The following is a 21,673-nucleotide window of genomic DNA, read 5'->3' on the forward strand; positions in this document are numbered from 1 at the left end:
CAGACAGCGTTCTCCATATTGAAGGGATCTCTTTCAAACGAGGTAACCGAGAGGGGCTCAAGGGCATTGACGCCCATATTGAGAATGGCCTTTTTCATGCCATCCTGGGACCCAACGGGGTCGGGAAGAGCACCTTGATTGAAATTCTTGCCGGGCAATTGGAACCGGACTCCGGGACGACCTCTCTGTTTGGGACCCCGATGAAAAAATTCTCGGCCCGCACCGTGGCCCAGAACGTGGCGGTGGTGGCCCAGAGCCATGATGTGCGTTTTGCCTTTTCCGTGCGGGACGTGGTGATGATGGGGCGGCATCCCCACATTGACCGGTTTGGATCCCCGTCGACGGAGGATTTCAGACTGGCGGAGGAGGCCATGGCCGTAGCCGAAATCCACCACCTGGCCGATAGGCCCATCACCGAGGTGAGCGGGGGCGAGCGCCAGAGAACCCTTTTTGCCCGGGCCCTGGCCCAGGACACCCCCGTTTTAATCCTGGATGAGGCCACCAGCAACCTCGATATGAAACATACCTTAAGCCTTTTGTCCGTGGTTCGGGAGAAGGTGAAACGGGAAAACAGATGCGCTGTCGGGGTGTTTCAGGACATTAACACCGCCGCGCTTTTTTGTGACCGTTTTCTGTTTTTAAAAGAGGGCAAAGTGGCGGTGTCGGGCTCTGTGGAAGAGACGATAACACCTGAGATCCTCTGGGAGGTGTTTGGGGTCAAGGCGCGCGTCATGGAAGATGCAGTCACTCACAGCCGTCAGGTACTCTTCAGTTCCGGAGGGTTTTATGGGTAGACGAATCGGTCTCCTTATTTTTATCGTTTTCAGCCTAGTGTGTCTCTGGCCCCCCATCTCAGGAGCCGCTCAGATTACCGATGCCTCCGGGCGGGTCGTGACCTTTGATAAACCCTTTTCCCGGATTGTCTCCCTTTACAGCGCCCATACCGACAATTTGCTCGCGATGGGGGCCGGTGAGGCTTTGATCGGTGCTTCCAAAGGGCATGAGGTCGGGGATATTCCCCGTTTCTCCTATCATGACGGCACGGAACGCTTTCTGGCCGCTCGACCCGACCTGGTGCTTATTCGTCCCATGATTGAACGGGGATACGGCAGGCTGGTTTCAAGCCTTCGAGCCCGGGGCATCACCGTGATCTCCCTTCAGCCCGGAACGGTGGCTGAGATGATGGATTACTGGGTGGCCTTAGGAAAACTCAGCGGGCATGAGGCCGAGGCCCGATCCATGGTGTCGACATTTGAAAAAGAGACGCAGCGCATCCAGGGACTCACCCAGGGGATGCATGAGAAACGGACAGTTTTTTTTGAGGCCATGCACGCCAAGCTGCGTACGTTCTCCAAAGAATCCATGGCAGCCTGGGCCTTAGGGCTCGCAGGGGGCGTCAATGCGGCAGAGGACGCGGTCCCGTCCAAGGGCAGCAACATTGCCATTTATGGCAAGGAACGCCTGCTCGCAAAGGGTGCGAGCATCGACGTTTATCTGGTGCAGCAGGGACGGATGAACCGCGTCACCCGAGAACAAATTGAAAAAGAACCGGGTTTTTCCCTGATCCGTGCCGTGCGCGATGGCAAGATTTACTTTGTGGATGAAGCCCTGGTTTCTCGACCCACGCCCGCTCTTCTTGAGGGCGTCAGGCGCATCGGACAGCTTCTTTACCCCACTCTCTTTGAAACGACCACAGAAGGACTGGCAGTGCATGGGCAGTAAGGCGACTCACCGCCTTGATCGTGAGCGGCGCATCGGACAGCTTCTTTATCCCACTCTCTTTGAAACGACCACAGAAGGACTGGCAGGGCATGAGCAGTAAGGCGACTCACCACAAGATGGGCTTTCTCATCGGCGGCACCTCAAGCGGCAGCGGCAAGACCACCCTCTCCTTAGGGTTGATGGCGGCATTGAAACGGCGTGGGCATTCGGTGGCACCCTTTAAGGTCGGTCCGGATTACATCGACCCCGGCCATCATCGTCGTGTGACGGGGAGAGCCTCACGGAACCTGGACGGTTGGATGCTCAGCCGTGACTATTGCCGGCAGGCTTTTTTCCGCACCATGGCAGAGACAGATCTGGCCGTGGTGGAAGGGGTGATGGGGCTCTTCGACGGGTTCTCCGGCACTGATGAGGCGGGCTCTTCGGCCCAGATGGCCAAGTGGCTCGGGCTTCCCGTGATTCTGGTGGTGAACGCCGCCAGCATGGCCCGAAGCGCAGCGGCTTTGGTGACGGGTTTTCAACATTTTGATCCTGAACTCAATTTTCTCGGTGTGGTCTTCAATAATATCGGCAGCCAGAGCCATCTCAATTATCTCACCGAGGCACTGTCTGCTCACAGCGATTTGCCCTGTCTGGGCGGGATTCCCAGGGACGAAGCCCTGCGGATTCCCGAGCGGCACTTAGGGCTCGTCACCGATGAGGAATATCTCCTGTCCAGAGGAGAGACCGATCACCTCGCCGACACCGTGGAGGCCCATATCAATCTGGATCTGCTGCTTGAACGGGCCGGGTCCCTTTGTCTTCCGATCGAGGGGCGTGAAGAGCCGACACAATCCGGATGTGCAGAGCTGAAGATCGGTGTGGCCATGGACAGTGCCTTTTGTTTTTATTACCCGGATAACCTTGAAGCCCTGCAAAAGGCAGGTGCGACCCTGGCATTTTTTTCCCCGGTAGAGGATCAGGCCCTCCCCGAAGGGATCAGCGGTCTTTATTTCGGGGGGGGCTATCCCGAACTCTTTGCAGAAAAACTAAGCGTCAACACCCCCATGCGGGAGGCTGTCAAAGTGGCGTCCGAATCGGGGATGCCGATCTATGGCGAGTGCGGTGGCCTGATGTATCTCTCCGAGGCCATCACGGATTTCGACGGAAAACGCTGGGCCATGTCCGGCTGCCTCTCCCTTGAAACCGAGATGCAGGAAAAACGCTGTGCCCTGGGGTATCGGGAGATCACCCTGAAGGAGGCGTCTCTGCTGGGGCCTTCAGGCACCACCGTGCGGGGACATGAATTTCATTACTCCAAACCCGTGAATCATCCGGCCCTTGATAAAATCTATCGGGTGACCCCGCGTACCGATCGCACCCTCCCCGACGAGGGCTATGTTAATGGCAACACACTGGGCAGCTACGTTCATCTTCACTTCGGAAGCTCTGCCGGAGTGGGGGAGGCGTTTGTGGCCCGATGCAACGCATATAAGGAGTCAACGAAACGATGAAACCCCAGGATATTGAAGACCTGAGCTTTAAAATAATTGGAGAAGAGGCCGGTGACCACGGGTTCTCTGATGCCGAGTGGCCCATTGCACGTCGGGTGATCCATACCAGCGCCGATTTTGACTATGTGAACAGCCTTCGGTTTCATCCCGAAGCCATCGAAAACGGGGTCGCGGCCATTCGTGCCGGTAAACCCATTTTCACGGACACCAACATGGCCCTTTCCGGGATCCGCAAGATGGAGGTGAAATCCTTCGGGGGAAGCGTCACCTGCCTGGTGGCCGATCCCGAGGTGGCTGCCATCGCCAAAGCCAAGGGGATTACCCGGTCTAAAGCGGCAGTGGACGCCTTGGTCGGCCAACTCGACGGGGCCATCTACGCCGTGGGGAATGCCCCCACTGCCTTGCTTCGCATTCTGGAACTGGTGCGTGAAGGGCGCGTTAAACCTGCCCTTATCGTGGGCTTCCCCGTAGGATTTGTGAACGCTGCCGAGTCCAAGGCCGAGCTTTTAGAGACGCCGGGCGTTCCTTACATCACCAACGTGGGACGCAAAGGGGGTTCCAATGTGGCTGCTGCCGCTGTTAACGCCCTTTTAATCATGGCGTCATCCAGATAGGGGCAACCGGAACCGTTCTATTTTTTAAAATAATATCTGCGTTGTTTGTTCCGATTATGCCCCAACCAGATGGGATGAGAGGATGCCTCACCGCGCCGGGTGGGGTGCTCTTCTGTTTTCATCGGCATGCATGGGAACGGTGGCGCCGATTGTGTCATTGAAAGATTCATCAAAGCAGACAGAAGAAGTTGGAGGCATGCAGCGCTGAAGGGGCGTCTGTCAATCGTCAACCCGGCTTTGATGGAGAATGCGGGCAGTTTTCCGCTTTAAATCAGTCGTTTTTCTGGGTTCTTGTGAAAAATCGGCTCCAATCAACCGTTTGAACAGCAAACGGGAATTCAAGGAAGTTTGTTATGTCTGAGAACAGAGGTACGCTTTATGGTATTGGCGTAGGTCCGGGAGATCCCGACCTCATCACAATGAAAGCCGTCAAGGCCATGATGGACGTGGATGTTATCTTTACGGCATCTTCATCCAAAAACAGCTTCAGCCTGGCCGTGGACATTGCCAGGCCCCACCTCCCGGAAAACGTGGCGGTGGAGATCCTCCCCTTCCCCATGACCAGTGAACAGGGCGTGACCACCAAAGCGTGGAAAGAGAACGCCGACCGTATCGCAGAGGTCTTGAGCTCCGGTAAAAACGCTGCCTTTCTTACCCTCGGAGACCCCCTGACATATTCCACCTTCGGGTATATCCTCCAGTACATGAAGGCGGATCACGCCGATTGCCCCGTGGTGACCATTCCCGGTATCACCTCTTTTCAGGCAGCCGCTGCCCGCATCAACACCCCCCTCGTGGAAGCCGAAGAGTCTCTTGTCATCACCTCCGGTGCGTACGGTGGCGAGCATGTCCGCCGTGTGGCCGCGACCTCTGAGAACGTGGTCCTCCTGAAAGCCTATAAAAATGTCGATGATATCGCCAATGCCCTCTCCGACAGCGGGCTCCTTGAAAACAGCTGCGCCATCAAGAAATGCGGCCGTGAAGGCGAAGAGATCATCTGGAACGTCGGTGATCTGAGAGAGGTGAAGCCCGATTACTGGACGCTCATCATTGCCAAGCAGAAGAACGGACTGGCAAACTGAGATGGCCGGAAATCGCAAGGGAAAAGGCAGCTATAAGAAGCTGGTGATCTCCCTGGGCGTTACGGCAGCCATGATCGCAGCAGGCCTGATCTGGATTGACGGGGTCACCCCCCATGGGGTGGTGACCCGCGTCGGCAAACCTCTGCTGCGGCTCATTTGCTTTATCTCCCTGGGTCTGGTCGCCGGTCAGGTGATTGAATCCACCGGCTGGACCCGGTATCTGGCGAAAGTGGCCGGACCGCTCTTCCGATTCGCAGGCCTGGGTGATCGCTGCAGTGCAGCGTTTACAACAGCCTTTGTCTCGGGAGTGGCCTCCAATTCGATGCTCTACGGTTTTTATAAAGATGGCAGCATCAGCCGCAGGCAGCTCTTCATGGCCAACTTTCTGAACCAGTTCCCGGCCTATTTTCTTCACCTGCCCACCACTTTTTTTATCGTCATCCCTCTGGTTGGCAAGGCAGGGCTGGTTTACTTCGGCCTTACTTTTACGGCCCTGATCCTTCGGTGCCTTTTTCTTCTGGCCCTGGGCCATGTAACATTGGGTGGTGAAAAGGAAGGGGGCGCAGAGGTGGAGGGTCGAGAACCCACGGCCAAAGGGTGGACGGCGGTGAAGGACGGCATTCGAAATCGCTTTCCCAAACGCGCGGCCACCATCATCACCTGGGTGATTCCCATCTACGTGGCGGTCTTTTTTGTCCATCGCCTGGGGTTCTTCGATTTTATGAATGAGGCCCTGGCGCACCTGGCCGTCTCGAAGATCATGCCCGTGGAGTCCCTCTCCGTGGTGGTGCTGGGTTTTACCGCTGAGTTCACGTCCGGCTTTGCTGCGGCAGGCGCTTTGCTCGAGGCAGGGGTTCTCACCGTTAAACAGACGGCCCTGGCCCTTCTCATCGGCAATATCATCGCCTTTCCGATTCGGGCTGTCAGGCACCAGCTGCCCCGCTACGCAGGCATCTTCTCCCCTGTCATGGGAACCCAGATCCTGCTCATCGGTCAGTTTTTGAGGATCTTCTCTCTGATGGTCGCAGGCGTGCTCTACTATTGCTTCGTTCCGTAAACGTGGCAAAAGCATGCCTCCGACGGCCAGGGGATAATCCCCTGGACCCCAGGTTGCGAATGCTCCGGGCCTTCGTTCCTCAGGTCCGTCACATTCGCTGACGAGCTACGCCCGTGGCCAATGATGTGGGGAGTGCAGGCGCAGGCATAAGGTTTGGGCGTTGGGTGGTTGCCATGTTGCAACTGAAAATGTGAATTTAAGCTTGAGTCTCGGTTACAGGGCGCCACAGGTGTCCACAGTATGCACTTGCTACGCACGTTGCATACCGCCTCACGCAATGCGAATGCGGATGTATTTCAGCTCTGAATGACGTCGCCCGACTCGCATTCGCAAACCAGCTGTCAAGGTGGCACACCTTGCCGCCGGAGGCTTGTTTTTTAAGCCTATAAAGGTTTTTTAATATGGCAAAAAAACGAACATTACGAAGTGGGTTTACCACTGGCACGGCGGCTACAGCGGCGGTGACGGGGGCGGTGAATCTTCTTCTCACCGGGGTTTGCCCGGAGTGTGTCCGGGTGCCTTTTTTAAGTGAAGGGCATGTGGACATTCCCCTTGTCTCCTGTGGGATGGAAGGGGAGGTGGCGGTGTGTACCGTTATGAAAGACGGTGGGGATGATCCGGATATTACCCGGCACGCCATTATCGGCGCGCGGGTGAGGCGGGGAGATTCTGCCGGAGCGGCGCTTGTGCTGACAGGTGGCGAAGGGGTGGGGCGTGTGACTCGGCCCGGCCTGGAAGTCCCGGTGGGGAAAGCGGCCATCAACTCCGGGCCGGTGAAGATGATTCATCGGGCAGTGGAGGTCCTTCGTCTTGAGACGGGGGATGAATCTCCGCTGGAGATCGAAATTTTTGTTCCTGAAGGCGAGGTGATGGCAGAAAAGACCCTGAATAAGCGCCTGGGCATCGAGGGGGGAATCTCTATCCTCGGGACCACAGGGGTCGAGCGGCCCCTCTCCCATGAAGCCTATGAAGCCACGGTCCGTTCTTCCATTAAGGTCGCCAAGGCTATCGGGGGCCACAGCGTGGTCTGCACCACCGGGCGTCGCAGTGAGCGGTTTGCCATGGAGGTGTTTCCGGAACTTTCGGAGCCCTGTTTTGTCCAGATTGGCGATTTTTTTAAAAGCTCCATGGAGACGGCGGGTGCTGAATCCATGGATGTTGTCCTGGCGATCTTCTTCGGTAAAGCCGTTAAGATGGCGGCGGGCATTCCTCATACCCATGCGGCCAAGTCGGACCTTAACTTGAGGTTCCTGGCCGACCTGGTGGAAGAGATGGTGGACGATGTGGAGCTGGTTAACAACGTGGCCCACTCCAACACCGCCCGTGAGGCCTTTACCTGGCTTGAAGGCCCCTGCCCGGAGGTGATCGCCCGTGTGGGCGAGCTGGCTGCTGCCTCGGCGTCTCGGTTTGCAGGGGGCGGTATTAACACCCGGTGCCTTATTTTTGATTTTGATGGAAACGTGGCAAGCGACAGCATGAAGGAGCCGTCATGAAACAAACCATCACCGTGATGGGCTTTGGCCTGTCAGAGAAGGATCTTCCCCAGACATCCCTCGATCTTATCGCAGACGCTGACCTTCTCGTGGGGGGGAAGCGGCATTTATCCGCATGTGGGGCGATCTCTGCTGAAAAAGTGGTGATTGAAGGAAAAATGTCCGCTATTCTGGATCGCCTGGAAGAGCCGGTGGCAGCGGGCAAAAAAGTGGTCATCCTCGCCTCGGGCGATCCCCTCTATTACGGCATCGGCTCTCTGGTCACAACACGCTTCGGGACGGACGCCGTGAGGGTGATTCCGAACGTTTCGGCCGTGGCCGGGGCCTTTGCCAGATTGGGCCTGGCCTGGCAGGATGCCGGGGTGGTGAGCCTTCATGGCCGCGGGATGTCACCAGAGACTCTGGAGATTCTTGTGGGGCATGAAAAAACAGCCCTTTTCACCGACCCCACCAACAGCCCTGATGCCGTCGCCGCATGGCTTCTGGATCAGGGGGTGAGAGCCGAAGCCTGCCATGTTTTTGAATCCATGGGAACTCCGAACGAAAAACACACCCACACCCCACTCACCCAGGTTGCGGAAGGCTGTTTTGCCGATCCCAACATGATGGTGATCCTGGGGGCTGCGCTTCAAGTAGAGCCCCCTTTTATCGGGCTGGGCATGCCCAGTGACGCCTTTTCCCACCAGCGAGGCTTGATTACCAAGCCCGAAGTTCGGGCCGTGACTCTGGCCAAGCTGGGCCTCAAGCCCGGGCAGGTGCTCTGGGATCTGGGTGCGGGCAGTGGGTCGGTCTCTATTGAAGCCTCCCGTTTTGTGAAGAAGGTGTGCGCGGTGGAGCAAAAAGCCGAGCGTGTGGCCGATATAAAAACCAATATGCGCCGTTTTGGCGTCATGAACATGACGGTGACGGAAGGCTCACTTCCCGACGCCGCAACCGAACTTTCCGATCCGGACGTTGTCTTCATCGGAGGCGGCGGAAAAGGCCTTGATGCCATTATCCGCATGGCCTCTGACCGTATGGGAGAAAACGCACGCATGGTGGTGAACACCGTGCTCCTCCAGAGCCTCGGCACCGCCGTGACCGCCCTTGAAGATGAAGGGTTTTCCGTGGAGGTGCTGCAACTCAACGCAAGTATCTCCACCACCGTGGCCTGGGATATCATGCTTAAAGGAACCAATCCGGTCTTTATCGTCACCGGAATACGAGGAGTAGGTTGATGACAGACGTAAAATACCCCATTACATTTACGGGTGCAGGTCCCGGCGACCCCGAACTCATTACCGTGAAGGGCAAACGCAGCCTGGAAGAGGCCGATCTGGTGATCTTTGCCGGATCCCTGGTGCCCGAAGAGCTCCTGGTCTGGACGCGGGAGGATTGCGAATGCTTGAGCAGCGCTTCCATGGATTTGGACGGCATGGTAGAGAAGATGGCCGAAGGCTATCGCGCCGGGAAAAAGGTGGTACGCCTCCATACCGGCGACCCGTCTCTTTACGGTGCCATTGACGAACAGATGCGCGATTTGGATAAGCTGGACGTGCCTTACAACGTCATTCCCGGCGTCACCGCAGCCTTTGGGGCCGCCGCCGCCATGAAGATGGAGTACACCCTCCCCGAGGTGACCCAGACCCTGATCCTTACTCGCGCCGAAGGCCGCACCCCGGTCCCCGAAGGCGAGTCCCTGGACTCCCTGGCCTCCCACGGCGCCTCCATGGCCATCTACCTCTCCAGCGCCCTGGCGGAAAAAGTTTCGAAACAGCTGGCCGCACACTATGGGGAAGAGTCCACCTGCGCCGTGGCCTACCGCGTGAGCCAGCCCGATGAGAAAATTATCTACACCACCCTCGCTAAATTGCCGGAAACCATGAAAAACGAAGGCATCAGAAAAACCGCCCTCATCATCGTGGGCAAAGGCGTTGGCGGCCACAACGCCGCCAAATCCAAACTCTATGATGCCACCTTTACCCATGAATACCGGGACGGCGTGGAGAAGGCGTAAGGGAAAAGAGCGTGCCTCCGGCGGCCAGGGGCTGAGCCCCTGGACCCCAGGTTGCGAATGCTCCGAGCCCTCGTTCCTCGGGCACGTCACATTCGCTTATTGAGATACATATGAATTGCTTTGGAGTGCCCTTGGAACTTTTCGACCAGTCATTGTTTCAATGTAACCAAATTTGGTTCAGCAAGAAGTTTGTCGAACTCGGAGGCGGTCAAATTTAATTGCCTGCAGTATTTGTCCAACACTGTTTGGGTTGCGACATTGTGAATTTCGGCAATTTTTCTCTCGTTCCCAGGCTCCGCCTGGGAATGCACTCCGGAGGCTCTGCCTCCATGCTTGAGATCGTTTCACCCTGTAAGTTTTATTTGTCACGTCGTAGCTTCTTATACCGGCAAGGCGGAGCCTTGCAAATGACGCTCCCAGGCAGAGCCTGGGAGCGAGACAAGGGTGATGAGAATCCGGTGAGGGGGAGAGAAGGGCTATGAATACAGACTTGTGAATGCTGATATGGTTTGATCCGAGGAACGGGGGCCAAGCCATATCCACAACCGGAAAGTTTTTTGCGGAGCTTTTTTTCAAAAAAGCGACCCGCCGGAGGCATGTTTTGAAGCATCAGTCATTAAAAATATGGGCCGTCACAGCGTGCGGGGCACGCCTTGGCCAAAGGCTGTGTGATGCCCTTGGGGGCGAGCTGTGCCTGCCTGAGAAACCCTGGGCCTCTGAGTTTTCCGGGGCGCGGGTGGTTCCATCGCTTCGGGAAGGGATCGCCGACGGGTTCCACGGGGCGGATGGGCATGTCTTTGTCATGGCCACAGGCATCGTGGTGCGGATGATCGCGCCGCTTCTTGTGAGCAAGGCCGCAGATCCGGCGGTGGTGGTGATGGACGAGGCGGGGCGTTTTGCTGTCAGCCTGGTGTCGGGCCACATCGGCGGGGCCAATCGGCTGGCCGAAGAGGCCGGGGCGGCGGTGGATGCTGTGCCTGTGATTACCACGGCCACGGACACCCACGGGATCCCCTCGGTGGACGGGGTGGTGTCCGAGCGGGGGCTCGTTGTGGAGAACCCCTCAGCCATAAAAGCCGTTAATATGGCCCTTCTGGAGAAGAGAAGACCGCTTCTCTGGGATCCCATGGGGTTTTATGCGGATATGGTTGAGTTGTATGCCTCTGTCGCCGATCGCGCTTCTGCCGATGTGGTGGTGGACTGTGATACGGCCTCTGTGAAAGCAGGGGCGCTGGTCATCCGGCCAAAGGTCGTGACGGTCGGTGTCGGGTGCAACCGGGGTACGGATGTGGAAGAGATTGTGGAGGTGATCGGGCGTGCATTTCAGGCGGGAAAGATAGCGCGTCTTTGCCTGAAATCCCTGGCCTCCATTGATGTGAAAGCTGATGAGGAGGGGATCCTTCAAGCCGCCGAGCGTTTTGGCGTACCCCTCTCATTTTATACCAAGGACCAACTCAGCGGCACCGAAGGGGTGGTGACACCCTCGGCGGCCGCTTTAAAACACGTAGGGACGGTGAGTGTATGCGAAGCAGCAGCGATTCAGAGTGCAAACATGGGGCGGCTTGTGGTGCCCAAGGTGAAGGGGAAAAATGTAACGGCGGCGCTGGCAATGGTGTCCTTTACATTATAGGTATTGGGCCCGGCAGCCTGGACCATATGTCCATGCGTTGCGTGGACATGATCAAAGGCGCGGACGTCATCGCCGGGTACACCGTTTACGTGGACCTGATCAAAGAGTTCATCGACGGCAAAGAGGTGATCGCCACCACCATGAAAAAAGAGGTGGATCGCGTGAAGGCGGCGGTAGAGACAGCACTTACCGGCAAAAAGGTGGCCCTGGTCTCCAGCGGGGATCCTGGCATCTACGCCATGGCGGGCCTCGCCCTTGAGATCATCAAAGAGAAAGGGGTGTCCGCCCATCGTCCCGGTGAAGGCGATCCGGAAGAGGGCGGTCTCACCGTGGAGGTCGTGCCAGGTATTCCCGCCCTTTCCTCCGGTGGGTCCCTTCTGGGTGCTCCGTTAACCCACGATTTTGCCTGCGTCAGCCTGAGCGATCTTCTGACGCCCTGGGAGCTTATCGAAAAGCGCCTTAACGCTGTGGCCGAAGCGGATTTTGTCATGGTGATCTTCAACCCAAAAAGCAAGAAGCGAAACTGGCAGCTGAACAAGGCCCAGGAGATTGCCCTGAAGCATCGCAGCGGCGATACCCCGGTGGGCATTGTAAAGAGCGCTATGCGTGAGGGCCAGGAGGTGACCATCGTGCCCCTGAAGGACCTTCATGAAGCCGATGTGGATATGCTCACCACCGTTTTCATTGGCAACAGTGCTTCTGAGGGGTATCTTGATTTCATGTTCACCCCACGCGGGTATGGAAAGAAATATGATCTGAAATCATAAAGACAGGCAGGCATAAGGCAAACCATGGAAAAAGGGTACATTCAGGTCTACACAGGCAAGGGCAAGGGCAAGACCACGGCATCCATCGGCTTAAGCGTCCGAGCGGCCGGGGCCGGTTTCAAGGTGCTTATCGCTCAGTTCATGAAGCAGGGCGACTACTCCGAGATTAAGGCCCTGGAACGGTTTAGCGACCTTATCACCGTGCGTCAGTTTGGGGCCGGTGGCTGGGTCAAAGGCAAACCCTCCGATAAGGAGAAGGCCCGGGCCCGGGAGGGCTATGCCCTTTTGAAGGAGGCTTTGAGCGGCTCCGACTATGACGTGGTGGTGATCGAAGAGGGCAACCTCGCCGTCAAGTATGGCCTGATAACCCTTGAGGAGATGTTGGGCCTCATGGAGATGAAACCCGAAGGCACCGAGCTCATCATCACCGGGCGCTACGCCCACGAAGAGGTGATGGCCCGGGCCGACCTGGTGTCGCAGATTGAGCCCGTTAAGCATTACTTTGCCGACCAGGGCGTCAAAGCCCGAGTCGGCATCGAAAAATAGCGGGTTCGCATATGCTCTGAACCCTTGCTTGTCGCGCCGTAGCCCACCGACGTTGGTTGAATGATGACACCCAGCCATGGGCGTAGGCGGATTCCTCGGGTTCATCACATTTGCTTACGGGCTGCGCCCGTGGTTAACGGTGTGGCTTTATAGTTCGTTGTTGTCCATGCCACACCGGAGCACGGCGCACAAGGGCACAAGGGTGTTCAGGTGGTGATGTGAACACACGGATAGCCCATACGATGATTAAGGTTGGTGAAAATAAATAATGACACCTTGCAGCCGGAGGCATTGCTTTTTGTCCTTTTATTTTTTTCCTGCAACCGGAACGTTTTTGCGGAGCTTTTTTCAAAAAGCGACCCGCCGGAGGCATCTTTTTTATGAAAACCGCTGACGATAAAAAGAAGCCGGCCCGTTGTATTGCCGTGTTCGGCACAGGGTCGGATGTGGGCAAGAGCGTGGTCACCACAGGGCTTTGCAGGCATTTTGCCGAGCAGGGGCTCAAGGTGGCACCTTACAAGGCTCAGAACATGTCCAACAACTCCGGGGTGACCCCAGAAGGGCTGGAGATGGGCCGGGCGCAGATCATTCAGGCCGAGGCGGCCGGGGTGGTCCCCTCGGTGCTGATGAACCCGGTGCTGTTGAAACCTACCGGTGAGACCGGGTCACAGGTGGTGGTCATGGGTAAGGTTGAGGGGGACGAATCCGCTGCCGACTACCACAAGAAGAAAGAACGCTACTTTAACATTGCCGCCGACGCCCTGGATCGTCTGCGGGAAGAGAACGACCTGGTGATTATGGAAGGGGCCGGCTCCTGCGCGGAGGTGAACCTCATGGCCGGGGATATCGTGAACTTTCGCATGGCCGATTATGCCGATGCCGACGTGATCCTGGTGGCTGACATTCATCGGGGCGGGGTCTTCGGGCAGGTGGTGGGCACCATGGCCTGCCTGCCGGATCATTATGCCGACCGGGTCAAGGGGGTCGTCATCAATCGCTTTCGGGGCGATATTTCACTTTTTAAAGATGGGTGCGAATGGATTGAAGCCAAGAGCGGAAAACCCGTCCTCGGAGTGCTTCCCTGGTACCGGGATTTTTACATTGGCTCCGAAGACTCCGTGGTCATCGAGCAGCCCAAAGGGAAGTCCTCCCTGACCGGCACCAAACCCGCCGGGGCCGTGATCCGACTTCCCTTTATCTCCAATTTCACCGACTTCGAGCCTCTCATGCAGCGAGAGGAGATCGAACTCTGCTACCTCGACCGCCCCTGTGATCTCTCTGAATTTGCTTTCGTCATCATCCCCGGATCCAAAAACACCCGCAAGGATCTTGTCTGGCTCAAAGAGACGGGCTGGGATCGTCAGATCAAGGCTTTTTCGGAAGCCGGTGGCCATGTGACCGGTATTTGCGGTGGCTATCAGATCCTGGGAGAAAAAATCGAGGACCCTCAAGGGGTGGAAGGCGTGGCTGGTACGGAAGAGGGGCTGGGGCTTCTTCCTGTCACCACCGTGATGAAGGCCCCCAAGACCACCACACTCAGCCGGTTCACTTATGAAGGCATCGAGGGCACCGGCTACGAGATTCATATGGGCACCACATCCCGCCACGGCGGTGAACCCCTGGTGAGTGTTCTGGAGCGAAACAGCCAGCCCGCAGGGGACACCGATGGCTGCAAAGCCCCTTCTGGAAAAGTCATGGGAACCTACATGCACGGGATCTTCGATTCACCGGCTATTGTGGATTCCTGGTTTAAAAATCTCGGTATGGAGGTTCTTGCTTCCAAAACAACCGGGGGCCTTGACGCGCGCATGGAAGCCTACGGCAGGCTTGCCGAACACACACGAACACACCTGGCCATGGAAAAAATTAACGCCATGGCGAAAGACGAGGCATAAATTGGGGTCTTTTACCTTTGTTACGGGCGGTTGTCGGAGCGGAAAGAGCTCTTACGCCCAGAAGTTCGCCGAATCCCTCTCCGCCGACAACCGGCTTTACGTGGCCACCCTCGAGCCCATGGATTCCGAAATGGAGAGACGGGTGACCGATCATCAGGCCCAGCGTGATGAGTCCTGGTACACCATCGAAGAACCGTATGACATTGTCAATGTGATCGAAGAGGAACAGGGCAAGGCCGGGGTCATTCTCGTGGACTGCATTACGCTCTGGGTCACCAACCTGTTTATGGCGGAACAGAGCGAAGAGGAGATCCTGAAAATGGTGGATGCTTTTGCCGTCGCCGCCGCAGCCTCTGAGGTCCCCGTTGTGACCGTCTCTAACGAAGTGGGCATGGGCATTGTCCCGGATAATGCGCTTTCGCGTCAGTTCAGGGACATTCAGGGCGCCGCCAACCAGCGCCTTGCCGCCAGAGCCCACAAGGTGGTCTTCACTGTTTCGGGTATTCCCATGACGGTCAAAGGGGCTTAGCCCGGATATTTCATGATAAAACGACCATTTCAAAACAATAACGAGCTATTACAGAGGCTTATCGAAAAAGATATAGATATTTCAAAAATGAAAATGTAATTCACCATTTTCTACTCGCGTTTCTCACCCTTCGGGCGAGCCGAGTGCACCCATCTTCTGCGTTAGCAGAGCTTTGAAGTAAACCACTACATCTGCAGCTCTGATGCCTTGAATATGGGTGCACTCGACTCGTGAAATATCCGGGTTAGAAAAGCCAAATGCGTTCCTCCAGGTTCACGCTGGAGGGAACGCGCACGCGACCAAAAGCAGCGAGGCTTGTTGTGGGCCGTATGAAAAACGTGTGAACCATGAAGAGCATGAAGGACATGAAAATGAGCATGAAAGAGTCAGGTCTGGATTTGAAGTCGGCAATGCAGTTTTCCACTATTCTTCCCGTGGGATCGGACAATGTGTTTCGACCTGTGGGGCAGGTGGCGATGTTTCCGGTGGTGGGGTTGATCCTCGGGGGGATTCTGGCGTTAACAGATGCGCTTTTGTCCCAGCTGTGGCCGCCTATGGTGGTCGGGATCCTGGATACGGTGCTTCTCATGATCCTGACGGGTGGTTTTCATCTGGATGGACTGGGGGACACGGCTGACGGCCTGTTCAGCCACCGACCCAAGGAGAGAGCCCTTGAGATCATGAAGGACAGCCGAAGCGGGGCCATGGGCGTTCTTGCCATGATCGCCATTCTTTCCATGAAGTGGGCGGGGCTGGCCTCCATGGCGGAACCGGGCTGGAGTCGGGCGCTTTTGCTGATAGCGATCCCATCCCTTGCCCGGGGCAGCCAGATTATCGGCATTGGTCTTCTTCCCTATGCACGCAAAGAGGGGACAGCCCATGATTTGTTCGGGGACGTGTCCCTGGTCAAGCGGCTTCGGTTTGTGATTCTCCCTGTCTTGCTGGTTCTGCTTACCGGGGGGCGCGGCGTGATGGTTCTTCTCGTTCATGCACTCCTGACGGCTGTCCTCCTGCTCTGGTACAGAAAAAAAATGGGGGGCATCACCGGTGATATGCTGGGTGCCATGACAGAGATTACCGAAGGGTTTCTCTTTGTGGCGGCCGCGGCGGCGCTTTAGGTCGCAAGGAGGCACGGTTTACTTTCGATTTTTACAGAGTGTGCTTGCGGGCCATTCGGTGTATAATAAAAGATATAAGTACATGAAAAATAAGGAGTTCAGGATATGATTATCGGCCATGGAGGCAACATATACAAGTTGGCGAAGGATCTGGGAGTGACCCCTGGTGAGATTACCGATATGAGCAGCAACCTGAACCCTTTGGGACCGCCTGAAGGGCTGATGGAACACCTGGCATCCAAGCTTTCCACCATCGTCAGTCTCCCGGAAGTGGATGCCGGGCATATCAAGGAACTACTCGCCGCGAAGTATGGCATCTCCCCGTCTACCCTTCTCGCCGGAAATGGGACCACCGAGTTTATCTACGCCATCCCCAGAGCCCTGGACACAAAGCGGGCCCTGATCGTCGGCCCCACCTATGCCGACTATCGCGATGCCTGTGAGATGTACGGTGCCGGAGCGGATTTTCTGACGACCCAGAAAGAGAACGCTTTCTGCATCGATCCCCAAGACATCGCCAAGGCCGCAGACGGTTATGATACGGTGTTTCTCTGCAACCCCAACAACCCCACCGGCACCCTGGTGGCTCCTGAAGCCATCAAAGCCATGGCCGAAGCCCGGCCCGATATTCGGTTTGTCATCGACGAATCCTATCTTCCCTTTGCCTGTGATGCATACGGGAAGAGTGTGGCGCGCTACGGCCTCGCCAACGTGGTGGTTTTGAACTCTATGAGCAAGGTGTTTCGTATTCCGGGCCTTCGCGTGGGGTTTTTGATGGCCCCTGAAGCCCTCATCGCCGAGTTTTCCAAATATGTGTTGCCCTGGTGTGTGAACGCCATGGCTCAGGCGGCTGTCAGCTTTATCCTCTCCGGCGGCGAGGCCATCGACGCCTTTCTTACGGCGACCCGTGCCTATGTGAAGGAAGAAAAAGAGCGGTTTGTCGCCGCCCTCGACAAGATGCCGGGTATCATCCCCTATGGTGCCGAGACCTATTTCGTGATTTGTGAGCTGCAAGGCGAGAACACCGCAGCTGCCCTCTGGACGGCCCTGGCCGAAGAGGCTTTCCTGATTCGCGATTGCACGAATTTTATCGGTATCGAAGGGGAATTCGTTCGGTTCTCACTGAAAAACAAAGAGACCAACGACCGGCTTCTTACTCTCTTGGAAAAGCACCTGAAAAAGTAAAAAAAAGTGCCTCCGGCGGCAAGGTGTGCCACCTTGAAAGCGGGTTTACGAATGCGTATCGGGTATCGTAATTTGTGGGGTAATGCGTCCGCATTCGTGCGACGTGTAAGGCCATGCAACCTGTGTCACAAGGGCATGGCCTGAGGGGGCTTCAGCACAGTCAGCGGTTGGGTCTACTTTCTCTACAATTTCTCAACGGTTCTTATTTTTGGGCGCGCCGTGCTCCGTCGCGGCATTTAAGTGATCCCGGTGGGAGGGCGTCGCTCGTTGGGATGTGATAACGGATGCGAGGCAAGTTTTGGCTGTTTTTTCGTTCCCAGGCTCTGTCTGGGGGTGTTGGGTGCAAGGCTTTGCCTTACCAGTAAGGGAAACCGTGGCGTGGGGGTGAAATTCACAGGTTATGGTGGTCCCAAGCATGGAGGCAGAGCCTCCGGAGAGCATTCCCAGGCGGAGCCTGGGAACGAGAGAAAAAGAGCCGCGGCGGAGCGCGGCGCGCCCAGAAGGATGCCGCGGTGTTTCCATGCCATTCTCAAAACCCTGGCAGTATTCACTCTTGGTGGGCACCCTTTCTCTTCAACGTCTCAACGGTGCTTTTTTACGGGCGCGCCGTGCTCCGTCGCGGCATTTACGTGATACCGGTGGGAAAGAGTCGCTCGTTGGGATGTGATACCGGATGCGAGGCATGTTTTGGCCGTTCATGTTTTTGAACCAGACCCATTGATGAAGACCTAAGACGTCAGCCACCAACCCATGGCTTTCTCATAATGGATAGAGCGCAGCGACTCCTCGAACCAAGCACCAAGCACGAAGAACGAAGAACGAAGAACGTTTTTGATAAAACCTTTACTCCCCGACTTCGGCGATGCGTCCCTGAGTGTCCGTATTATTAGCTTGTGTTCCTACTTGTCTATCTTCCCACGGCAGGGTCTCCACATAGAGAGACTGGCTCGGGAAGGCAAAACCGGTGCCTTCTTCTTCGACGATCTCTTTAATGGCGCAGATTAACTCCTCTTTCAGCCCCAGCCACTCTCCCCAGACCGTTGTCCGAGTAAAACAGTAGATTTTCATGTCGATGGAGGAGTCCGAGAAGTTATCAATGCGGACGAAGAGGGGCGCTGTCGGTGGATTTACGAAGTCTTTATTGTCGCTGATCCAGGTTTCAATTCTCTCCCGGATCGTGCGAAGCTGTTTGACCGTGGTGCGGTATTCGAGGCCCACGAGCCAGGAGATGCGGCGATAGGTCATGGAGGTAAAGTTGATGACGGTGTTGTCGGACAAGAGGGTGTTGGGGACAAAGACCGGGGCTTTATCGAATCGCCGGATGCGTGTGGAGCGGAACCCGATTTGTTCCACGGTTCCTTCCACCACGCCGTTGACCTGAATCCAGTCCCCGATTTTAAAGCGCCGTTCGGCCAGGATCAGGATGCCGGAGATGAGGTTTTTAAAAAGATCCTGGGCGCCCAGGGCCACGGCCACACCGAAGAGCCCGAGGCCGGCGATGATGGGGCCGACCCGGATGCCCCAGATTTCCAGAATGGTGGCGGCGCCGATAATGGCCAGGGCGGCCCGTGTGGCCTTGAAGAACCAGTCCAGCAACGATCGGTCAAAGAAATCTTCCAGTTTTCGGAACAGATGGGAGATGGGCAGGATGATATTGAAAAAGCTCCAGAAGAGGGTGAAGACCACCATGGAGCGGATTAACTTGTCCAGGAGAAAGGCCGCTGTGCCTTCAAAGCCAAGGTACTGCCGGGCGAAGAAGAGGCCGAGGACGATGGGCAGAAGATTCAAGGGGGGCTCTAAGGCCGTGAGGATCTTGTCGTCGAGTTGGGTCTCTGTCTTGGATGTGAAATGTTCCAGGCGGTGGAGAATCGACCTGGAGATGGTTTTTCGGAGAAGGAGAAAACCAAGAAAAATGGCCATGGCCACCAGAATGCGGCCAATGTCGATACCTAAAAGGCCATTTTTCCAGACATCAAGAACTAAATCACCGAAGGCTTTCAACGGTTCCATGGCTGTGTGTGCTCCCTTCACGCGGGTCAAGAAACAAGAATGTGTTAAAAAGTTTATATCATCGCTTTTTTTGCCCCTGACTTCAAGCGAGAAATTCTTCCCCAATCTGCGTGCTTACCTTGACTTTGCGGGTGGCTTTCACTAATCAGGAAAAGGTCGCCCTCGTCTTTGTTTGCCATGAAAGGGCGTCGGTACGTTTAGAACGATGGATACATTATCAACAGAGGACGAGTCATGTTTCCCATTTCCGAGTGGTATATTTTACCTGCAGCCTTTCTTCTGGATCTTCTTGTGGGGGATCCCGCTTTTATTCCGCACCCCATCTGCTGGATGGGAAATCTGATTACAAAGGCCGAGGCCCCGTTCAGGCGTCTGAAGCTTCCCACCGTGGTCTCCGGCGGGCTGTTTTCTGTTGCCATGGTGGCGGTGGTCTGGGCTGTGGCCACGGCTGTGATGGCTCTGGCTTCCTTTTTACATGCCGACCTGGCCCGGGTGGTGGAAATCCTGATGATCTGGTTTGCCCTTTCTACCCGTTCTCTTAAAAAGGCGGCCCTTGAAGTCTCTGATGCTCTTCGCATGGGCGGCCTTGAGGCGGCACGCGTTAAAGTGGGCATGATCGTGGGGCGAGACACCTCGGAACTGGATGAGCGCGGGGTGCTGAAAGCGGCTGTGGAGACCGTGGCTGAGAATCTCGTGGACGGGGTGATCTCTCCCCTGTTCTTTGCCGCCATCGGCGGGGCGCCCTTTGCCATGGCATATAAGATGATTAATACCCTGGACTCCATGGTGGGGTATCGCAACGAGAAGTACCTGTATTTTGGCAGGGTCTCGGCCCGTGTGGATGATGTGGCCAACTTCATCCCCGCTCGCCTCTCTGTTTTTTGTGTGGCGGTTGCAAGCTATGGACTCACGCGGCGTTGGAAAGAGATTTTAACCTCTGCCTGGCGTGATGGTCGCAATCACCTCAGCCCCAATGCCGGTTTCCCGGAGGCGTCCTTTGCCGCAGCCCTGGAGGTGACCATGGGGGGGCCTTCTGTCTATTTTGGGAAGGTGGTTGAAAAGCAATACATCTGTGGGGAGCACAAAAACAATCCGTATGGTGCCTCCACCGTGGAGAAAGCCTGCCGGTTGATGGTCTGGTCGGCGGCGGTGTCTCTGTTTGGGGCCATGACCCTCGCTCATTTAATGAATATGGTGGCCTGACAAAGGCCGGTTGTGGTATAGGGTATTCTTTTTTGATTCAACGATGTAGCATGCGAAATATGTGCAGAAAAGTTCCGTTGCAATCCGGTTGTGGGTAAGTCCGCATCCGGCTGCCCGTGTGCTGCCATGCCATAAATAGAGTCCGGAGTTCGGAGTTCGGAGCATCCCGAGGTGCGCGGGGAGTCACGCATCGGAAGTGAAACCAAGAGATACTATCATGAATATCGCATTTGATTTGATGAAGGTAACGGAGGCTGCAGCCATTGAAGCAGCCAAATGGGTGGGTACCGGACGAAAGAAAGCCGGAGACGGTGCAGCGGTGGCTGCCATGCGCCAGGCCTTTTCATCCATCGACCTTGCCGGGCGTGTGGTGATCGGGGAGGGCGAGAAGGACGAGGCCCCCATGCTGTATACCGGGGAAGAAGTGGGCAACGGCCGTGGCCTTGCCGTGGATATCGCCGTGGACCCTGTGGAAGGGACCAACCTGATGGCTTTAGGGCGTCCCAACGCCATTGCCGTGCTGGGTGCGGCACCCCGTGGGTCCATGTATGACCCCGGTCCAAGTTTTTATATGCAGAAGCTGGTGGTTCCCAAGGAGGCGTCACAGGTTGTGGACATCGACGCCCCGGTGGAGGACAACCTTGATCATACGGCCAGGGCTTTGGGCAAAGACGTTCGCGATCTGGTGATTTTTGTCCTCGACAAGCCGCGCCATGTGGAATTGATTCAGCGTATCCGAGCCAAGGGCGCCAGGGTTCAGCTGCACACTGACGGTGATGTGGCCGGATCCCTGATGGCCGTGACCCCGGGGTCCGGTGTGGATATGATGCTGGGAACCGGTGGGACGCCTGAGGGCGTGATCTCTGCCTGTGCTGTGGTGGCTCTGGGTGGGGCCATTTTTGGTCGCCTTGCTCCCAAGACCGAAGCGGAGCGTAAGACGGTTCTCGAGTACGGCACAGATATCGACAAACTCCTGACCACCAACGATCTGGTGGACAGCGACAAGGCTTGCTTTGTTGCCACAGGTATCTCCGGCGGGACCTTTCTTGCCGGTGTCGAAAATGACGCCTCGGGAATTGTGACCCACTCCATGGTTCTTGACGGCGGGTCAGGGCACCTTTGCATGGTCCGCTCCGTTCATACAAATATCGGATAACGGACGTCTTTTTTTCCGTCTTTTATCCATAGAAAAGCCCCTCCGGCAGTTCTGCCGGAGGCCAAACCTTTCCCCTAATCTTTTAAAGAGGCTTTGACAAACAGGTGCAGCCGATCTTTCCGACGTGCCACGGAATCGTTATGCAATCGAAATTAATCAGTCAAGAAAGCGATCCTT

At 56.3% G+C, this 21,673-nt stretch carries 19 protein-coding genes; 18 read left to right on the top strand and 1 reads right to left on the bottom strand.

Annotation, left to right across the window (positions count from 1 at the left end):
- The 16 genes from Q1Q75_RS13685 to Q1Q75_RS13760 all read left to right on the top strand — a co-directional run.
- A partial coding sequence (locus Q1Q75_RS13685) for an ABC transporter ATP-binding protein (RefSeq protein WP_300671682.1) occupies positions 1-794 on the top strand: 794 nt, incomplete at its 5' end.
- Complete coding sequence (locus Q1Q75_RS13690) at positions 787-1,722, top strand: ABC transporter substrate-binding protein (RefSeq protein ID WP_300671685.1); 936 nt, start codon at positions 787-789, stop codon at positions 1,720-1,722. The genes Q1Q75_RS13685 and Q1Q75_RS13690, both read left to right, overlap by 8 nt.
- Positions 1,723-1,811: 89 nt before the next feature.
- Positions 1,812-3,215 (top strand): cobyrinate a,c-diamide synthase, encoded by a 1,404-nt coding sequence (locus Q1Q75_RS13695; RefSeq protein ID WP_300671688.1) that lies wholly within the window; start codon positions 1,812-1,814, stop codon positions 3,213-3,215.
- Entirely contained in the window at positions 3,212-3,829 is a 618-nt protein-coding gene (locus tag Q1Q75_RS13700; protein WP_300671691.1) for a precorrin-8X methylmutase, read from the top strand. Before Q1Q75_RS13695 ends, Q1Q75_RS13700 begins: the two co-directional genes overlap by 4 nt.
- Positions 3,830-4,182: 353 nt before the next feature.
- Positions 4,183-4,911: a precorrin-2 C(20)-methyltransferase gene (cobI, locus tag Q1Q75_RS13705; protein WP_300671694.1), complete on the top strand. Its 729-nt coding sequence runs from the start codon at positions 4,183-4,185 to the stop codon at positions 4,909-4,911.
- Positions 4,880-5,968 (top strand): nucleoside recognition protein, encoded by a 1,089-nt coding sequence (locus Q1Q75_RS13710; RefSeq protein WP_300671697.1) that lies wholly within the window; start codon positions 4,880-4,882, stop codon positions 5,966-5,968. Before cobI ends, Q1Q75_RS13710 begins: the two co-directional genes overlap by 32 nt.
- Positions 5,969-6,369: 401 nt before the next feature.
- Positions 6,370-7,461, top strand: coding sequence for a cobalt-precorrin-5B (C(1))-methyltransferase CbiD (gene cbiD, locus Q1Q75_RS13715; RefSeq protein WP_300671701.1), 1,092 nt, complete (start codon positions 6,370-6,372; stop codon positions 7,459-7,461).
- Entirely contained in the window at positions 7,458-8,678 is a 1,221-nt protein-coding gene (gene cbiE / locus Q1Q75_RS13720) for a precorrin-6y C5,15-methyltransferase (decarboxylating) subunit CbiE (RefSeq protein ID WP_300671704.1), read from the top strand. The genes cbiD and cbiE overlap by 4 nt, the downstream gene beginning before the upstream one ends.
- Positions 8,678-9,457, top strand: coding sequence for a precorrin-4 C(11)-methyltransferase (gene cobM, locus Q1Q75_RS13725; protein WP_300671706.1), 780 nt, complete (start codon positions 8,678-8,680; stop codon positions 9,455-9,457). Before cbiE ends, cobM begins: the two co-directional genes overlap by 1 nt.
- 601 nt (positions 9,458-10,058) lie before the next feature.
- Positions 10,059-11,087, top strand: a complete 1,029-nt coding sequence (locus Q1Q75_RS13730; protein ID WP_300671709.1) for a cobalamin biosynthesis protein — start codon at positions 10,059-10,061, stop codon at positions 11,085-11,087.
- Between the two features lie 26 nt (positions 11,088-11,113).
- Complete coding sequence (cobJ, locus tag Q1Q75_RS13735) at positions 11,114-11,854, top strand: precorrin-3B C(17)-methyltransferase (protein ID WP_300671712.1); 741 nt, start codon at positions 11,114-11,116, stop codon at positions 11,852-11,854.
- A 24-nt stretch (positions 11,855-11,878) separates the two neighbouring features.
- Positions 11,879-12,400 (top strand): cob(I)yrinic acid a,c-diamide adenosyltransferase, encoded by a 522-nt coding sequence (locus Q1Q75_RS13740; protein WP_300671714.1) that lies wholly within the window; start codon positions 11,879-11,881, stop codon positions 12,398-12,400.
- Between the two features lie 380 nt (positions 12,401-12,780).
- The gene (locus tag Q1Q75_RS13745) at positions 12,781-14,295 is read left to right on the top strand and encodes a cobyric acid synthase (protein WP_300671717.1); all 1,515 of its coding nucleotides are present in this window, start codon (positions 12,781-12,783) and stop codon (positions 14,293-14,295) included.
- A gap of 1 nt (position 14,296) precedes the next feature.
- Positions 14,297-14,824: a bifunctional adenosylcobinamide kinase/adenosylcobinamide-phosphate guanylyltransferase gene (gene cobU / locus Q1Q75_RS13750; RefSeq protein ID WP_300671720.1), complete on the top strand. Its 528-nt coding sequence runs from the start codon at positions 14,297-14,299 to the stop codon at positions 14,822-14,824.
- 377 nt (positions 14,825-15,201) lie between these two features.
- Positions 15,202-15,942 (top strand): adenosylcobinamide-GDP ribazoletransferase, encoded by a 741-nt coding sequence (cobS, locus tag Q1Q75_RS13755; protein ID WP_300671723.1) that lies wholly within the window; start codon positions 15,202-15,204, stop codon positions 15,940-15,942.
- Positions 15,943-16,047: 105 nt separating this feature from the next.
- A complete protein-coding gene (locus Q1Q75_RS13760) occupies positions 16,048-17,127 on the top strand; it encodes a threonine-phosphate decarboxylase (protein WP_300671726.1) in 1,080 nt (359 codons plus the stop codon).
- Positions 17,128-17,970: 843 nt separating this feature from the next.
- Here Q1Q75_RS13760 and Q1Q75_RS13765 read toward each other — a convergent pair.
- Positions 17,971-19,137 (bottom strand): mechanosensitive ion channel family protein, encoded by a 1,167-nt coding sequence (locus Q1Q75_RS13765; protein ID WP_300671728.1) that lies wholly within the window; start codon positions 19,135-19,137, stop codon positions 17,971-17,973.
- 234 nt (positions 19,138-19,371) lie between these two features.
- On the opposite strand from Q1Q75_RS13765, the gene cbiB reads away from it, so the two are divergent.
- Together cbiB and glpX are read left to right on the top strand one after the other, a co-directional pair.
- A complete protein-coding gene (cbiB, locus tag Q1Q75_RS13770; protein ID WP_300671731.1) occupies positions 19,372-20,340 on the top strand; it encodes an adenosylcobinamide-phosphate synthase CbiB in 969 nt (322 codons plus the stop codon).
- Positions 20,341-20,557: 217 nt separating this feature from the next.
- Positions 20,558-21,496: a class II fructose-bisphosphatase gene (gene glpX, locus Q1Q75_RS13775; protein WP_300671734.1), complete on the top strand. Its 939-nt coding sequence runs from the start codon at positions 20,558-20,560 to the stop codon at positions 21,494-21,496.
- Positions 21,497-21,673: the final 177 nt, after the last annotated feature.

Origin of the sequence: Desulfoluna sp., from assembly GCF_030145185.1 — a bacterium.
Lineage (GTDB): Bacteria > Desulfobacterota > Desulfobacteria > Desulfobacterales > Desulfolunaceae > Desulfoluna.

What these genes read in the sequence shown, in the direction of transcription:
- Q1Q75_RS13690 (WP_300671685.1), top strand. Translation starts at nt 787, where the DNA reads ATGGGTAGACGAATCGGTCTCCTTATTTTTATCGTTTTCAGCCTAGTG.
- Q1Q75_RS13695 (WP_300671688.1), top strand. Translation starts at nt 1,812, where the DNA reads ATGAGCAGTAAGGCGACTCACCACAAGATGGGCTTTCTCATCGGCGGC.
- Q1Q75_RS13700 (WP_300671691.1), top strand. Translation starts at nt 3,212, where the DNA reads ATGAAACCCCAGGATATTGAAGACCTGAGCTTTAAAATAATTGGAGAA.
- cobI (WP_300671694.1), top strand. Translation starts at nt 4,183, where the DNA reads ATGTCTGAGAACAGAGGTACGCTTTATGGTATTGGCGTAGGTCCGGGA.
- cbiD (WP_300671701.1), top strand. Translation starts at nt 6,370, where the DNA reads ATGGCAAAAAAACGAACATTACGAAGTGGGTTTACCACTGGCACGGCG.
- cbiE (WP_300671704.1), top strand. Translation starts at nt 7,458, where the DNA reads ATGAAACAAACCATCACCGTGATGGGCTTTGGCCTGTCAGAGAAGGAT.
- cobM (WP_300671706.1), top strand. Translation starts at nt 8,678, where the DNA reads ATGACAGACGTAAAATACCCCATTACATTTACGGGTGCAGGTCCCGGC.
- cobJ (WP_300671712.1), top strand. Translation starts at nt 11,114, where the DNA reads ATGTCCATGCGTTGCGTGGACATGATCAAAGGCGCGGACGTCATCGCC.
- Q1Q75_RS13740 (WP_300671714.1), top strand. Translation starts at nt 11,879, where the DNA reads ATGGAAAAAGGGTACATTCAGGTCTACACAGGCAAGGGCAAGGGCAAG.
- Q1Q75_RS13745 (WP_300671717.1), top strand. Translation starts at nt 12,781, where the DNA reads ATGAAAACCGCTGACGATAAAAAGAAGCCGGCCCGTTGTATTGCCGTG.
- cobS (WP_300671723.1), top strand. Translation starts at nt 15,202, where the DNA reads ATGAAAGAGTCAGGTCTGGATTTGAAGTCGGCAATGCAGTTTTCCACT.
- Q1Q75_RS13760 (WP_300671726.1), top strand. Translation starts at nt 16,048, where the DNA reads ATGATTATCGGCCATGGAGGCAACATATACAAGTTGGCGAAGGATCTG.
- Q1Q75_RS13765 (WP_300671728.1), bottom strand. Translation starts at nt 19,137, where the DNA reads ATGGAACCGTTGAAAGCCTTCGGTGATTTAGTTCTTGATGTCTGGAAA.
- cbiB (WP_300671731.1), top strand. Translation starts at nt 19,372, where the DNA reads ATGTTTCCCATTTCCGAGTGGTATATTTTACCTGCAGCCTTTCTTCTG.
- glpX (WP_300671734.1), top strand. Translation starts at nt 20,558, where the DNA reads ATGAATATCGCATTTGATTTGATGAAGGTAACGGAGGCTGCAGCCATT.